The sequence below is a fragment of the Paenibacillus vandeheii genome (assembly GCF_030433635.1).
Taxonomy (GTDB): Bacteria; Bacillota; Bacilli; order Paenibacillales; family Paenibacillaceae; genus Paenibacillus; species Paenibacillus vandeheii.
Window position 1 is genome coordinate 346,572 of record NZ_JAROCD010000005.1, and the last position, 15,689, is coordinate 362,260.

General features: G+C 44.2%; 14 protein-coding genes. 13 read left to right on the top strand and 1 reads right to left on the bottom strand.

The window, feature by feature from the left end; translation table 11 throughout:
• Window positions 1-17: 17 nt before the first annotated feature.
• The 10 genes from P5G61_RS11990 to P5G61_RS12035 all read left to right on the top strand — a co-directional run bounded on the left by P5G61_RS11990 (window position 18) and on the right by P5G61_RS12035 (window position 12,181).
• Window positions 18-2,729, top strand: coding sequence for an alpha-L-rhamnosidase (locus P5G61_RS11990; RefSeq protein ID WP_301246624.1), 2,712 nt, complete (start codon window positions 18-20; stop codon window positions 2,727-2,729).
• A 178-nt stretch (window positions 2,730-2,907) separates the two neighbouring features.
• Window positions 2,908-3,303, top strand: a complete 396-nt coding sequence (locus tag P5G61_RS11995; protein ID WP_301246626.1) for a VOC family protein — start codon at window positions 2,908-2,910, stop codon at window positions 3,301-3,303.
• Window positions 3,304-3,350: 47 nt separating this feature from the next.
• Entirely contained in the window at window positions 3,351-3,884 is a 534-nt protein-coding gene (locus P5G61_RS12000) for a GNAT family N-acetyltransferase (protein WP_301246627.1), read from the top strand.
• A 138-nt stretch (window positions 3,885-4,022) separates the two neighbouring features.
• Window positions 4,023-5,111, top strand: a complete 1,089-nt coding sequence (locus P5G61_RS12005) for an acyltransferase (protein WP_301246628.1) — start codon at window positions 4,023-4,025, stop codon at window positions 5,109-5,111.
• Between the two features lie 178 nt (window positions 5,112-5,289).
• Complete coding sequence (locus P5G61_RS12010) at window positions 5,290-5,850, top strand: DEAD/DEAH box helicase family protein (protein ID WP_301246630.1); 561 nt, start codon at window positions 5,290-5,292, stop codon at window positions 5,848-5,850.
• A 23-nt stretch (window positions 5,851-5,873) separates the two neighbouring features.
• Complete coding sequence (locus tag P5G61_RS12015) at window positions 5,874-6,179, top strand: hypothetical protein (protein WP_094937292.1); 306 nt, start codon at window positions 5,874-5,876, stop codon at window positions 6,177-6,179.
• Window positions 6,180-6,209: 30 nt separating this feature from the next.
• Window positions 6,210-7,001, top strand: a complete 792-nt coding sequence (locus tag P5G61_RS12020) for a class I SAM-dependent methyltransferase (protein WP_301246632.1) — start codon at window positions 6,210-6,212, stop codon at window positions 6,999-7,001.
• A gap of 579 nt (window positions 7,002-7,580) precedes the next feature.
• A complete protein-coding gene (licT, locus tag P5G61_RS12025) occupies window positions 7,581-8,420 on the top strand; it encodes a BglG family transcription antiterminator LicT (RefSeq protein WP_301246770.1) in 840 nt (279 codons plus the stop codon).
• 366 nt (window positions 8,421-8,786) lie between these two features.
• Entirely contained in the window at window positions 8,787-10,703 is a 1,917-nt protein-coding gene (locus P5G61_RS12030; protein WP_024630512.1) for a beta-glucoside-specific PTS transporter subunit IIABC, read from the top strand.
• Window positions 10,704-10,738: 35 nt separating this feature from the next.
• Window positions 10,739-12,181, top strand: coding sequence for a 6-phospho-beta-glucosidase (locus P5G61_RS12035; protein WP_301246633.1), 1,443 nt, complete (start codon window positions 10,739-10,741; stop codon window positions 12,179-12,181).
• Window positions 12,182-12,426: 245 nt separating this feature from the next.
• On the opposite strand, the gene P5G61_RS12040 is transcribed toward P5G61_RS12035, so the two are convergent.
• Entirely contained in the window at window positions 12,427-13,587 is a 1,161-nt protein-coding gene (locus P5G61_RS12040) for a S8 family peptidase (RefSeq protein WP_301246635.1), read from the bottom strand.
• Between the two features lie 270 nt (window positions 13,588-13,857).
• On the opposite strand from P5G61_RS12040, the gene P5G61_RS12045 reads away from it, so the two are divergent.
• From P5G61_RS12045 to P5G61_RS12055, 3 genes are all read left to right on the top strand, one after another.
• Window positions 13,858-14,331: a GNAT family N-acetyltransferase gene (locus tag P5G61_RS12045; protein ID WP_301246636.1), complete on the top strand. Its 474-nt coding sequence runs from the start codon at window positions 13,858-13,860 to the stop codon at window positions 14,329-14,331.
• Between the two features lie 75 nt (window positions 14,332-14,406).
• Window positions 14,407-15,267: a Cof-type HAD-IIB family hydrolase gene (locus P5G61_RS12050; protein ID WP_301246637.1), complete on the top strand. Its 861-nt coding sequence runs from the start codon at window positions 14,407-14,409 to the stop codon at window positions 15,265-15,267.
• Entirely contained in the window at window positions 15,257-15,466 is a 210-nt protein-coding gene (locus tag P5G61_RS12055) for a hypothetical protein (protein WP_301246638.1), read from the top strand. Before P5G61_RS12050 ends, P5G61_RS12055 begins: the two co-directional genes overlap by 11 nt.
• Window positions 15,467-15,689 lie beyond the last annotated feature (223 nt).

Genomic DNA, 15,689 nt, shown 5'->3' on the forward strand with positions numbered 1-15,689 from the left:
AAAGGGATGGTTCTCTGATGTTGACCATAAGTCATCTGCGTTGTGAATACAGAATAAACCCGATTGGAATAGACATCACGTCGCCCAGGATAAGCTGGCATTTACAGTCCGATCGCAGGAATTGTGTACAGTCAGATTATCAAATTCAGTTGTCACGGACGGAAGTTTTCGATCAGATTGAATGGGATTCCGGCAAAAAGAGCTCTGATCAGTCCATTCATGTTGAACTGGATCACTGGGTACCTGAAGCACGAACCCGCTACTATTATCGCATTCGTGTCTGGGATGGTACAGGAGACGAGTCGGCTTGGTCGGAAACGGCTTATTTCGAAACGGGATTCATGGGTAGTGAAGATGCCTGGCAGGCAGAGTGGATCACAGTAGATCCATCCTCTCATCAGGATGAGTCTTGCCCGCGACTGCGCACCTTGTTTGAACTGAAAAAGCCTGTCGTTGCGGCAAGAATATATGTGACTGCACTTGGATTGTACGAACTTCATCTGAATAACCAGCGTGTGGGTGAGGCATACTTCACGCCGGGGTGGACCAGTTATGGTAAGCGGTTGCAATACCAGGTCTATGATGTGACCGATCAGCTTCAGAATGGACAGAACCTACTCGGTGCTTATCTGGGTGATGGTTGGTATAAAGGACATTTGGGATGGGATAAGAGGCAGAAGATCTACGGAGCAGACCATGCTTTACTGCTGGAACTTCATGTTCATTATGGGGATGGTTCGGAGGAACACATTGTATCGGATCAACACTGGGAGAGCGCGCCCAGTGCCATCCGCATGTCGGATATCTATATGGGTGAAACGTACGATGCTCGCCTGGAGTCCGAGTGGACAGATTCTACCTCAACGACATGGTCACCCGTACGTGTGCTGGACTATACGAAAGAGATCATCGTTGCTCAGGAGAATGTGGCGGTAACGCAAGTACAGGAATTGAGTCCGATCGCTTTGCTGAAAACGCCTCAAGGAGAGCGTGTGCTGGACATGGGACAGAACATGGTCGGCTGGATGAGATTCAGTATTCAGGGTGAGTCGGGTCATATGGTTGAATTACGACATGCCGAGATTTTGGATCATGCAGGTAATTTCTATACAGAAAATCTCCGTAGTGCCACTCAATGCATCCGCTATACGCTGAAAGGCAGCGGTGTGGAGACGTATGAGCCGCATTTTACGTTTCAGGGATTCCGTTATGTGAAGCTCATCGGGTTTCCGGACCACGTTAACCTGGAGGATTTCACAGGAGTTGTGCTGCATTCCAATATGGAGCGTACAGGTCACTTTAAGACCTCCAGTCCTTTGGTGAATCAACTTCATCACAATATATTGTGGGGGCAAAAAGGGAATTTCGTTGACGTACCGACAGATTGTCCGCAGCGTGATGAGCGGCTGGGCTGGACGGGAGACGCGCAGATGTTTATACGAACTTCTTCATACCTGATGAACACGGCACCATTCTTTACCAAATGGCTGCGGGACCTGGAAGCCGATCAGGGAGAAAATGGAGGTATTCCCTTCTTTGTTCCTGATCTGAGGAGTCCGACGTCTGAGGGATGGGGAGACACCAATCATTCTTCTGCCGCCTGGGGAGATGCTGCTGTCATCTGTCCATGGACGATCTACGAGATGTATGGGGATGTCAGGCTGTTGGCTGAGCAATATGACAGCATGAAACGTTGGATTAATTACATTCATGCTCAAGGGGAGAATCCTTACTTGTGGAATACAGGCTTCCACTTTGGCGATTGGCTCGGACTGGATTCCAAGCCGGACAGCTATATCGGGGCCACAGACAAGGATTTTGTAGCGACAGCATTTTATGCCTACTCTGTTTCTCATACAGGGAAAGCGGCCGCGGTGTTGGGGAAGAAGGAAGATGCAGTGTATTATGATAATCTTCATGACAACATTGTTGCTGCATTTCAGGATGAATTCGTGACACCTGCGGGCAAACTTGCCGTCCCCACACAGACAGCGCATGTACTTGCTTTGCATTTTGACCTATTGGATGCTACAGCTAGGAAACGTACCATTGATCAATTGGGGAAACTGGTTGCGGAAGCAGGGAACCATCTGACCACCGGATTTGTGGGAACACCTTATCTGAATCCGGTACTGAGTGATACGGGACATCATGATCTGGCCTATACGCTACTCTTTCAGGAGGATTATCCATCCTGGTTATACCAAGTGACACAAGGTGCGACTACAGTTTGGGAGCATTGGGACGGTATCCGGGAGGACGGAAGTCTGTGGAGTGCTGATATGAACTCATTCAACCATTATGCATATGGCGCCATAGGAGAGTGGTTATATCGTTATGTTGCAGGGATTAATACGGATGAACATCAGCCTGGATTCCGGATTGTGCACATCAAGCCCAAACCAGGACCTGGACTGGAGTGGGTTGAAGCAAGTTTCGAGACGATGTACGGTTGTGTGACATCAAACTGGTATCGTCGTGAACATAACGAGATGGAAGTCCATGTGACGTTTCCTGCCAATACGACGGGTACAATCCTTCTTCCTGGAGCAGATGTACAGACCGTTCGGGAGAACGGGAAAGCTTTGGACCAAGTAGCGGGTATTCATGATTTTCAAGCACAGGGAACCGATGTACGAATTGCGCTTGGATCAGGAAGCTATCAATTCACTTACAAGATGCTTGGAGCGGATCAGGAAGTCTATGCACAACAGACGGAATCAGTATAAAGAGTATGGATTAGAGGAATCTGCCAACAGGATCGTGAACTAATATAATAGCGAAAGCTGGACCCGAGAGGAGGATCTGCATACGCAGGTTCTCTTTTTATACTTGGATAATGATACTGTTCTTCAAATCGATAAGAGGATCATAAGTTATTAATGCAATGAAGGGAGATGGATTAATTTGACGAGTGGAAAAATACTGGGCATTGCATACAATGTCATTCCTGTGACAAATGTAGAGCAGTCAGCAGCATGGTTTGTGAACCATTTTGGATTCAATATCAGGCAGCCTAGAGAAGGCTATATTAGTCTATTTAGAGACAATAGACCGATTCTCGATTTGATTGAAAGTGATCATGACTCCAGAGCCGTATTTCAAGTGAGGCAGAAAAAGAGATGGGTAATCACTTTTTTTACTGACGATATCGTTAAACTCCATACTGAACTCACTGCTGGTCATGTCCGTGTTGGCAAAGTTAGTGATGAGGGTATATACGGGAAGTTTTTTACTTTCGAGGATTTGGACGGTAATCTGTTCGACGTTTGGGAGCATCATGACTGTGAATTAGTATATTAGGTTGAAATAGCAGGGCAATCAATATGAGTGAGGAGGACGTACGTAAAATGAGCAAAGAAAAAGTTAGACTAATCAAACCTTCAGCAGAATATAAAGAAACGTATATGGCATTTTATGAAGACTGGGTTGCAAGCGGAGAATCGATGGTACCGTGGGTCATTTCGAAAGAGCCCTACCCTTTTGAAGGGATGTTAGCTTTTTTGGAACGTAGTGAGCAAGGTATTGATATACCGGAAGGCTGGGTTAGGGACAGTACATACTGGCTCGTGACGGAAAGTGATCGAGTGGTTGGAGCCGTGAATATACGACATGAACTAAATGAGAAGCTGTTTCATAGCGGAGGACATATTGGTTATGGGATTCGTCCAGGCGAACGGCAAAATGGATATGGTGCCGAAATCCTCAAGCTTTCCTTGGAAATCACGAAAGATCTCGGAATCACGAAAGTGCTGGTCGTATGTGACGCGCACAATGAGGCATCCCGAAGAGTTATTCTTCGTAACGGAGGGATTCAGGATCAAGACTATGTTGAGCCTGATGGGAATATCGTAGAGCGGTTCTGGATAGGTGATGTCGAATAATGTTGATCATTGTTGTAATTTAACGAAAATAATATGGATTATGATTGTAATACCCACGTCTGCTGATTTAAAATGAAGGGTAGAATCTGGATTGCGGCCGGAAACTATCATTCTATCAGGCATAAGTGAGGTTTTGTTATGAATCATCCGGTTAATCGGCCCCGGCGTATTGAGTATCTGGATCTCTATCGTGCATTTGCAATCATGGCTGTGGTTGCTATTCATGCGACTTCAACGGCAGTTGCGCATTATCCCAAGCACACGCTGGATCATGACTTTTATTATTTTTGGAACAGCTTTCTGCAATTCGCCGTACCTGCATTTCTGTTCCTCTCCTCGCTGGTGTTGTTCTACAATTACAGCTCCAAGATGAAGGAAAAGGGCTGGATGCCCACTTTTTATAAAAAGCGATTATTTTATGTTTTTGTGCCTTATCTGGCTTGGTCACTCATTTATTTTATCGTCAAGCAGTGGTTAGCAAACAAAGAGCCTTTGGCACATGTGAAGCAGTTCTCGGAGCAATTGTTAACCGGCACTGCACACACGCATCTATATTTTTTTCTAATTATATTGCAATTTTATGTGGTATTTCCACTGCTTCTTTCGTTAACACGTTATCGTTTATTTAATCAATATTTACCGTTGTTTTTTATTGCGGCACAGGCTGTTTTTTACGCCCTGCATCTGCAGTTTCATTTCTCACGGATGGGGAGTTTGCTGCCAAGTTACTTGATTGTTATTGGATTCGGTGCCTGGATTGGGTTGAACTTCGATGCAGCAATGAAGAAACTGTTCTCCTATCGTTATGTGTTGATCGCTGCATTGTTGAGCGGAGGGGCCGTCTTTATTTATGGAAATACTTATGTAAAAACGACTTTCGCCGCATCTCCGGCGCTAACCTATACGCTACTATTTCTTTTCCGTAATCTGTTTACCCTTTCGGCCTGCTTGCTCTTGTTGATGACATGTGAACGAATGGGCGCTTGGAAACAGAGCGGATCTAATCGGGCAACTCGCATTCTGAACTCTTTGGGCACGGTGGCATTTGGTGTATTCTTAATACACCCATTAGTACTGTTGTTCTGGAGAAGAGAACTCACCGTGGAGCTCGCTCCACATTTTAGCCTAGGCATTATGCTTTCTTATGTTGTAGCAATACTGCTCTCATGGATTATTGCCATGGGACTCCGACGTATGAAGTGGGGATGGGTTCTGATTGGACGTTAATGTGGGTACACTGTGAAACGATGAATATAAAGTGTAACCGAAAAAGAGATTTCAAGCCCTGAACTTTCAGTGGATGGCTTGAAATCTCTTTTTTATTTGTCCAAGAGGCGTTATTATGGATTAATGTCCATAAAATTCAAGTAATGGAATACATGTAACTGAAGTCAGGAGTGGTGGAATGAAGTTTATCATTATTTTTGGTCCACAGGCTGTAGGGAAAATGACGGTTGGCCAGGAATTGGAGAAGATCACTAATCTGAAATTGTTTCACAATCATATGACGATTGAACTGGTGTCGCCTTATTTCAGTTATGGTACGCCTCAAGGAAAGAGGCTTGTTAACCTGTTCCGTCAGGAGATTTTTGAAGAAGTGGCGAAGAGCGAGCTGCCCGGTTTGATTTTTACATTTGTGTGGGCTTTCGATATGAAAGAGGATGGGGAGTACATTCGCAAAATCAGTGCGTTGTTCGAATCCAGAGGTGCTGAGGTATGCTATGTTGAACTGGAAGCTGATTCGACGGAACGTCTGGTTCGTAATAAAAGCCCACATCGGCTGCTGCACAAAGCAACGAAGCGGAATGTCGAATGGTCTGAGCAGGATCTGATTTCGAGCATGGAGAAATATCGATTGAATTCAGAGCCTGGAGAAATTACGCACGAGCATTATATTCGAATCAATAACACGGATAAGAGTGCGACAGAGGTTGCTCAACTCATCCAAGAACGATTCAATCTGTAATTGAAAGAGGAGGCGAAAAAGGCATGTACATTATTTTGGCTTTAGTAGTAGGAGTTGTTCTCTGTCTTCTGTTCCCATATGGTACGATTCTGGCAGGTGCTATTATATTTGCACTTGTTGCAGACAATTATCGTCAGACCATGAGTATGCGCGAGGATATTCGATCCATCAAGCATCATCTGGGACTGATGAACAAGGGTGAAGCGGAAGAATACAAGATAGATGAACAGTTGACAAATGTCGAACACTTGGATTCGGATCAGTTGAAAGTAATCAATCGCAGGATTGAAGCAGAGTTGGAGAAGGAAAGCCGCAACAATAAATCATGATGAAACGATTACACGAAAAGGGGGACACGAATGACTATTCATATAGATAATACTGAAGAATACGATAACCCTGCGTTATACGATCAGGAGAATAATGCATACCTTGAAGATGTGAAATTCCTTTCCAAATGGGCTGCAAATACGAATGGTGTGATTATTGATATCGCATGTGGTACAGGAAGAGCGACTATTCCATTAGCAATGGAAGGTCACCACCTGGTTGGTATAGATGTCCATAAAGGAATGTTAGAGGAAGCCAGAAACAAGACAGCCGATCTCCAGTTAGCTATTGAGTGGGTGGAACAGGATTGTACCAAACTGCAATTAAATGTGGTAAGCAGGCTGATCTACTCCATTGGCAATTCGTTTCAGCATTTCCTGACCAATGAAGCCCAGGATGGATTGTTATGCTCAGTGAACAAGCATTTAGAGATGGGAGGTCTCTTTATTTTTGGTACACGCTTCCCGAGCACAGAGGAATTGTTGCAACCTCCGATTGAAGAATACTGGAGAAGCTATGTCGATAGTGAAACCTATAATGCTGTCGATGTATATACCCTCAACCGATATGATTCAGTCCAGCAGATCCAGCACTATATTACAACAAGGAAGACGAAGGATGGGAATGGAAATATCATTAGTGAAAAAGGGACCAATATCCGTTTAAGATATACATATCCCCAAGAGATGGAGCGTCTATTACGTACAAATGGATTCAAAATACTACATCTCTACAAGGATTGGCAGGGTACACCGCTCACTGAAGAATGTTATGAAATGATATATGTCTGCCAAAAAAGTGAGCAATGCGTGACGAAATAAAAATATTTAATTTTTTTGCATGCAATTTTTCATTATTCGGACACATGAAGCCCTCTAAAATAGAGGGCTTTTTTGTATATTTTTTGATCCGAATTCAACTTGATTTTAAGAATTGTGAAAGTGAAAAAAGGTAAATAAGTGCAAGCGTTTTTTGTCTGAAATGAGGCGGAATTATTTATGAACGTATCTATTAATTTTGGCTTATATGCACAAAGTCAAGGGCGAGTAAGAAAAAGTGGTCTAATGCAGACAGGTATTGAAATTAAGGATTTGGTGTTCCGGGTGTCAAGTATAATTCTCTGGATAAGCGTCATGCTAAGGGAGTGGTTTTGATGGGAAGGCAGGAACATATAACTTGTTTATACGCAAACAGAAAAAAATACAAAGCAGCTGAACAGATTCATTTAGACGTTCAACATGTGGTTTGTTAGTGATAAAGCATGATCGATTTTTTTGTTGCACATTGTAGAAAAATGTAATACCATGAACGCACATTAGTTAATATTGAAGTGAAAGGGCAAGGCCAGTGACCTCGTAGAAGGTACGGTTTGCCTTTTTCTGTATATTGGAGTGGATAAAGTGAAGATCGAGAAGGTGTTAAACAATAATGCTGTAGTTGCGATTAAAGACGAACGTGAGGTCATTGTCATTGGCCGGGGCATTGCTTTTCAGAAGCGAGCTGGCGATGACGTGTCCGAGCAGCATATTGATAAGATATTTACTTTACAGAATGAAGATATCCAGGAAAATTTCAAGGCATTAATCGCGAGCATACCACTGGAATACATGAAAGTGTCTGAGGAGATTATTGCCTATGCCAAGCTAAAGCTTGGGAAAAAGCTCAACGAGAGCATCTACCTGCATCTGACGGATCATATTCATTTTGCCATTGAACGTTATCGTAACCATCTGCCCATCCGTAATGGATTGCTCTGGGAAACCAAGCAGCTTTACAAGGATGAATATGAGGTAGGAATGGAAGCGCTGAATATGATTTGTGATCAGTTTGGTGTGCTTTTGCCAGAAGATGAGGCGGGTTTCATGGCACTTCATTTTGTAAATGCGGCACTCAACGAAGAGATGCCTAACATCCGAAGCATGACGCAGGTCATGCAGGAGATTTTGACGATCATCAAATATCATTTCAAAATGGACTTTGACGAGAACTCACTGAATTATTATCGATTTGTGACCCATCTGAAGTTTTTCGCCCAACGGCTGGTGAAAGGCAAGCATTACAAGAGCAACAACGACGATGAGTTATTTGAGATGATTCAGAAGAAGTATCCTGAAGCGCACAAGTGCTCGGAGAAGATTCGAAAATTCATTGAAAATAACTACACGTATCAACTGACTAACGAAGAAATGATGTACTTAACCATTCATATCGAACGCGTGGTGCACGCCACATCAGAGTAACGATATTACAAAATAAAGATTCTTAAAAAAACGCTTGCAAAAGTTCAGAGGTTATTATATTATGAATTCATAAAGTAAGCGCATACATCAATCGGATTGTAACTGTTCAATCAGGCAATTCCGATACTTCCGACCACTCTGGGTCCGTAAAGATGGGTTGCAACTTACTTTAAGATGAAGTTGTTAGTGTAACAACTGAATATCGCTATGTACAGCCTTACAGGGTTGCAACCGTTAAGGGCAAAACCTGAATTGCTGAATATCACGACTTGTTTCCGGAGCTTCCGGTGCGTTGTGTATGTTCAGTAGTTCAGGTTTTCTTTGTTTCACAAGCATCGGGAGTCTACTTAGAGAGGGAGAATTACTATGAACTACGATCAACTGGCCAAAGACATCTTGTCTGGTGTAGGCGGAGCCAAAAACGTAAACAGTGTATTCCATTGCGTAACCAGATTGCGTTTCAAACTCAAAGATGAAAGCGTTGCTAAAACGGAGGAACTTAAAAATCTGCCAGGTGTTATTACCGTCATGCAGAGTGGTGGACAGTATCAGGTCGTTATCGGCAATGAAGTGCCGGATGTATATAAAGCAGTTGTTAAGGCAGGTAATCTGCCTGCTGAAGGACAGGTTGCAGAGGAACAGGAAGATTCGGGTAACAAGGGGAGTTTGTTCAGTCGTTTTATCGACATGATCTCTGGTGTCTTCACACCTCTGCTCGGACTACTCGCTGCGACAGGGATGATCAAAGGTTTTACAGCGATGTTTATATCCTTTGGTTGGATAACGAATACATCAGGAACGTACCATCTGTTGAATGCAACGGGTGACTGTCTGTTCTACTTCTTCCCGGTATTCCTTGGTTATACGGCGATTAAGAAATTTGGCGGATCACCGTTCCTGGGTATGGCGATCGGAGCTACGTTGGTTTATCCAACGCTATCCGGGTTATCTACGGGAGATCCACTGTACACCCTGTTCGCAGGTACATTGTTTGAATCACCAATTCACATTACGTTCCTGGGCATTCCTGTTATCCTGATGAACTATTCATCATCGGTTATTCCGATTATTATCGCTACATTCTTTGCTGTAAAAATAGAGAGATTCTTCAAAAACGTCATTCCTAAAGTGGTTAGTACGTTCCTGGTTCCATTCTTTACATTACTTGTTATTGTTCCAGCAACATTCCTTGTAATTGGTCCAATCTCTACTTGGGCAGGTCAATTGATCGGTGCAGGAGCAACAGGCATCTATGAATTAAGCCCGCTCGTTACAGGTTTGGTCATCGGTGGTTTGTGGCAAGTGTTTGTACTGTTTGGTCTCCACTGGGGATTGGTACCGGTTATGCTTCTAAACCTGAGCACGTCTGGATCCGATCCGGTGGTAGCGATGTCGTTTGCCGCTTCCTTTGCTCAAATTGGTGCAGTATTGGCTGTCATGTTAAAAACGAAAAATGCCAAATTGAAATCGTTAAGTATTCCAGCCTTCATTTCAGGTATTTTCGGAGTCACCGAGCCAGCCATTTACGGCGTGACGCTTCCGCTGAAAAAACCGTTTATCATGAGCTGTATTGCAGGTGGTATTGGTGGAGCCATCTTAGGGTTCTTCGGGTCTAAAATGTACATGTTTGGCGGACTTGGCGTATTCGGGTATCCAACCTTTATCAACTCGGCCACTGGCGTTGATTCCGGATTCTACATGGCACTTGTGGCAACAGCGGTTGCGTTCATACTTGGTTTTGTTCTTACCTACGTTGTTGGATTCAAGGACAAAGTAGAAGCAACGCCAGTATCCGCTCCCGCACCAGTACTTGATCCAAACCCGAACAACAGATATGAAATTTTCAGCCCAATGGCTGGTGAAGTGGTTGAACTGAAAGAAATCAACGACGTTACATTTGCTGGCGAGCATATGGGTAAAGGAATCGCCATCCGTCCAACCAGTGGCAGAGTGGTATCCCCGATTAATGGAGTTGTGCAAACCGTGTATCGTACGAAACATGCCATTGGATTGGTCACGGATGATGGTGTTGAGATGCTGATTCATATCGGACAGGATACGGTACAACTGAAAGGCCAACATTTCAATGCTCATGTGAAAGACGGCGACCGTGTAAATGTAGGGGATCTGATTATGGAATTCGATCTGCAAGCCATCAAGGATGCCGGATATGAGACGGTTACACCCATTATTATTACGAATACGTCGAATTATCTGGATGTCGTGGGAACCAAAGATGCCGTTGTGAATGAAAAAGACAAATTGCTTACAGTGCTCAGTTAGTTGAATGTTTTCAATACGAATAGGAGGAACAGCCGATGTTTGAAAAATTAACAGCCTTCCCGGAGAATTTTCTCTGGGGAGGAGCAACGGCAGCGAATCAGCTTGAGGGAGCCTATCTTGAAGGAGGTAAAGGGTTAACTACGGTTGACCTGATTCCAACAGGTGCAAATCGATTCCCTATTGCCATGGGAAAGCTAGATTCTTATAACCCGAAAGCGGGGGAGTTCTACCCTTCCCATGAAGCAATTGATTTTTACCATCGGTATAAAGAAGACATTGCCTTATTCGCGGAAATGGGATTTAAGTGTTTCAGAATGTCCATTGCCTGGGCACGGATATTCCCAAATGGTGATGATGTTGTGCCGAATGAGGCAGGATTGCAATTTTACGATGATGTCTTCGACGAATTATTAAAATATAATATTGAACCTGTGGTCACCATCTGTCATTTTGATGTTCCCGTGCATCTGGTCGAGACTTACGGCGGATGGAAAAACCGCAAAATGATCGGATTTTTCGAGACTTATGCAAAGACGCTGTTCAATCGTTACAAGGACAAAGTGAAGTATTGGATGACGTTTAATGAGATCAACATGCTGCTGCATCTACCATATATCGGTGCGGGTATTGTACTTCAGGAAGGCGAGAACAAAGACCAGGTTCTCTATCAGGCAGCCCATCATGAACTGGTAGCAAGTGCCCTTACGGTTAAGGCTTGTCATGAAATCATCCCCGGTGCTCAGATCGGTTGTATGCTTGCTGCAGGGATGGTCTACCCATACACATCCAACCCAGATGACGTATGGAAAGCGATGGAGCAGGATCGGGAGTCCTTCTTCTTCATCGATGTTCAGTCCAAGGGAGCTTATCCAGGTTATACCAAGCGTTTCTTCAGAGAACATGAGATCCTGATTGATATGCAGCCAGAAGATGAACATATTCTCTTGCAAAATACGGTCGACTACATCGGTTTCAGTTATTATGCCAGTCGCTGTACAAGCGCGGATCCAGAAATTTTAAAGGATTCGACGGAAGGCAATGTATTTGGCTCGGTGAAGAACCCCTATCTTCAAGCATCGGAGTGGGGATGGACGATTGATCCCAAAGGACTTCGGATTACATGTAACCAGCTGTATGATCGCTACGGTAAACCGTTGTTTATTGTAGAGAACGGACTTGGTGCTACGGATGTATTGCTGGACAATGACACCGTTGAAGATGACTACCGCATTGAATATCTGAATCGTCATTTTGCCGAGATGGCTGAAGCCATTCAGGATGGAGTTGAGCTTCTGGGCTACACCAGTTGGGGACCCATTGATCTGGTCAGCGCAGGTACTGGGGAGATGAAGAAACGGTACGGTTACATTTATGTAGACCGAAACAATGATGGGACGGGCACACTTCGCAGAGTGAAAAAGAAAAGTTTCCATTGGTACAAAGAGGTTATTGCCAATAATGGGGCGCAATATTTCTAAGTCTGATTTATATGCCGATCGAATCGAATGGAAGGGGCAGTCTCGTTATATGGGATTGCTCCTTGCTGTATGAAAATAGTGAGGTAAAAAAGATCATTCCCAGAACTAGCAGGGAAACATTTCTTTTACCTCACGTTTCTAGAAGATTTCATGTTAGAGGCGTGAGTGTAGAAACCGTAGGACAAGTCGTAGGCAGCATAAAATAAAATTCAGAGACTTCCGTTTATGATAAATAGAGAAAAGTATTAAGGTACCTGCAAACTGCGCTCGGCATTAAGTCGCCCATATTGCCAGTAGACACCAGAACCGGATACGGTATCGGATGCGAAGCATAGCGCATCGCGAATCTGAGCATTCGTTTTGCCCTGTGCAGCCAGCAGAGCCGCTACTCCCGCTACATGGGGAGCAGCCATGGACGTTCCACTGAGATAAGCATAAGAGCCACCCAGGTATGTGGACAATATGGAATCCCCTGGCGCAGCCATATCTACCCAGGATCCATAATTGGAGAAATTGGATTTGAGGTCGGAAGGATTGGTTGAAGCTACTGCAATGACGTTGGGATAAGACGCGGGTACAATCGGATACGAAGTATTATCATTACCTGCTGCCGCGATGATGACAGCACCTCGATCCCATGCATACTGCACGGCAGCCTGAAGAAAGGCTTCTCCCGTAGGCCCGCCGAGACTCAGGTTAACGACTTGAATACCATTGTTGGCGGCGTAAACAAGTCCGTTTCCGACGTTGCCCGTCGTACCTTGTCCATTGTTGTCCAGTACACGCAGCGGAACAATGGAAGCAAGCGGTGCAGCACCTGCAATGCCCACTCCATTGTTGGTAATGGAAGCGGCAATTCCGGCAACATGTGTGCCGTGCCCATTACCATCTTCGGGGACATTATCGTAATCAACGTAATCATAACCAGGTAGGATTTTGCCAGCGAGCTCGGGGTGATTCAGTTGTACGCCTGTATCAATGATGGCGATTTTGACCGAACGGTTACTCTGGGAAATATCCCAGGCAGCGGGAGCATTGATTTTTTGCAGGTTATATTGGTATGGGAAAAAGGGGTCATTTGGCGTAAACGATGACTGAAGATAATAGTTGGGTTCAGCGTGCTCAATAAGCTCATGATTGTTGTAATGCTTTAATATACGGTGCATTTTCTTTCTTGATTCGACGCGATACCAGCCCAGATCTTCATACGTTTCGGCTACGCTGCATTTTGCTTTTTTATGCAGCGTGTGCATCTCGTCGGCTGTCGTACCTTCCTTGAACTTAATTAACAACTGCTTTGGCGCATGGGGATGAAACTTCTTGGCTGCACGTTTATCTTCCGCATAGCGATAGACGAACCCCAACGCCAGCAGGACTGCAGCAGAGATCCCTAGCGATAACCACATATGTTCTTCCCCCTCGAATTTGATTGATGACACGCCTTATAGTATGCGGACCCTATCAGATCGCGCGGGCTTTCTTCTATTTTGGTTAGTAGCTTAGATAGATTGATAGGAAAGGATAAATTCGGTAAGATGAGAAGCAGAGGGAGAACTTGCATCTAAATGGGTTCGTAGATGGGGTTGTCATCAGACTCGAATATAACGGATAAGGAATGTGGTTTTTTGACACAGTTTCAGATAAAACCGAGAGTGATCGCTATTCAGGAGCACCTAATGAATGATGCAATTGATTTTGCCATGCGTGTACGCAGAGAAGTGTTTCCAAGGATAGATCATGAGAGATTACCTGCTGATTTGGAGCAATTCAGAGAACATTACTTGGATTCAGCCGATGCGGTCTTTCTTGTCGCTGTCATGGATGACAATCGGATTGTGGGTTCCATTGGCATCCTGCCGTATGATGGGCGTATCAAAGCATTGGCTGGAAGATATCCGGAGCAGTCTGCAGCCGAAATTGTGAAATGTTATGTGGATTCAAAATATCGCAGATACGGCATCGGTTCAATGCTCGTGAAGGAACTGGAGAACGTGGTGACAGAACTGCGCTATACAACGTTGTATTTACATACACACCGCTTTTTGCCTGGGGCCGTCGATTTCTGGAAACGTCAAGGGTATACGGTTATTGCTGAGCAGGACGATGACTGGCAAACCGTACACATGGACAAGTCAGTAGGCCAGTTATAAAGATTTTCTTTCAACTAATGGATTTTAAATGGTTTGATATAACATAGACAAGCTACATGATGGGGGCAAATGCAGATGAGCACAACGAATCGAAAGATTGTTTTTATAGATATTGATGGCACGCTGGTAGATGATGACGGCAACATTCCGGTGTCTGCACAACAGGCATGCAAACAGGCACGTGAAAATGGACATCTGCTCTATTTATGTACAGGGCGATCGAAGGCGGAAATCTATGATTCTATTTGGGACGTAGGGTTTGACGGTCTGATCGGTGCCGGTGGAGGATATGTTGAGTTCGGTCAGGATGTGTTATATCACAAAAGGGTAACAGCTGAAGACGTTCGGCATATGGTCGATTTCTTCAATGAACACCAGATCGACTTCTACCTTGAATCCAATTCGGCCTTGTACGCCAGCGCCAATCTTCAATCTCATCTGGAACGTCGCATCTATGGTGATGTGCATAATGATCCCAATGCCAGAGCGAAAAAAGAACAAAAGCCACATCCGTTTATTGCCGGTTTAACTTATGGCGAAGCGGATTTATACAAGGATGACGTAAACAAGGTTTGTTTTCTGGAGAGCCCTACAATTCCATTCGACCGGATCAAGCAGGAATTCAAAGGCAAATTCGAAGTCATTCAATGCACCGTGCCCATGTTCGGTGAAGGCAGTGGCGAACTGATGATCCCGGGCATTCATAAAGCCATTGCTATCGCAGATTTGTTGGAACATCTGGGGATGTCGCGTAAAGATACACTTGCCATCGGGGACGGCATGAATGATGCTGAGATGCTGGAGTTTTGCAACGTAGGGATTGCGATGGGAAATGCCAAGCCAGGTCTCAAAGCCATTGCAGATGATATAACCGGAACAATTGAAGAAGATGGTTTGTACCACAGTTTTGTGAAGTATGGTTTGATTGGGTCCTAATCAGTCTCAAACGTATCGTAAGCATGAGATTGCAAGAACTCGTATTTTACCTAGAGAAACAACATTGGCACAGCTTGAAGAAATGGTAAAGGAAATGATGGCGGAGATTAAAGAGGACTTCCAGCAACCGGAACAGTTATTAGCCAAAGTGACTCTGAGAGCCAAGGAAACAGATGGGGATTTGAAATATTTGGGTTAAGGTGTTTGTTTATATAGTTTAAACCTCGGACAAAACCCAGTAAATAAAACAACCAAAGGTCCCAATGCAAAGTCCGGCAATGAATGTAAAAAGCATAACAAATTTTTTCCCGTTCATAAACAACCTCCTCAAATAGTGTATTGTAACATACAAATATTTCATATTGTTTGTTTTTAGGCAAATGGTTGAGTATTAGAAGATAAAGGAGTGAATTACATAATTC

Coding starts and splice junctions, on each gene's coding strand:
- P5G61_RS11990 (WP_301246624.1), top strand. CDS start 18: ATGTTGACCATAAGTCATCTGCGTTGTGAATACAGAATAAACCCGATT.
- P5G61_RS12000 (WP_301246627.1), top strand. CDS start 3,351: ATGAGCAAAGAAAAAGTTAGACTAATCAAACCTTCAGCAGAATATAAA.
- P5G61_RS12005 (WP_301246628.1), top strand. CDS start 4,023: ATGAATCATCCGGTTAATCGGCCCCGGCGTATTGAGTATCTGGATCTC.
- P5G61_RS12010 (WP_301246630.1), top strand. CDS start 5,290: ATGAAGTTTATCATTATTTTTGGTCCACAGGCTGTAGGGAAAATGACG.
- P5G61_RS12015 (WP_094937292.1), top strand. CDS start 5,874: ATGTACATTATTTTGGCTTTAGTAGTAGGAGTTGTTCTCTGTCTTCTG.
- P5G61_RS12020 (WP_301246632.1), top strand. CDS start 6,210: ATGACTATTCATATAGATAATACTGAAGAATACGATAACCCTGCGTTA.
- P5G61_RS12030 (WP_024630512.1), top strand. CDS start 8,787: ATGAACTACGATCAACTGGCCAAAGACATCTTGTCTGGTGTAGGCGGA.
- P5G61_RS12035 (WP_301246633.1), top strand. CDS start 10,739: ATGTTTGAAAAATTAACAGCCTTCCCGGAGAATTTTCTCTGGGGAGGA.
- P5G61_RS12040 (WP_301246635.1), bottom strand. CDS start 13,587: ATGTGGTTATCGCTAGGGATCTCTGCTGCAGTCCTGCTGGCGTTGGGG.
- P5G61_RS12045 (WP_301246636.1), top strand. CDS start 13,858: ATGAATGATGCAATTGATTTTGCCATGCGTGTACGCAGAGAAGTGTTT.
- P5G61_RS12050 (WP_301246637.1), top strand. CDS start 14,407: ATGAGCACAACGAATCGAAAGATTGTTTTTATAGATATTGATGGCACG.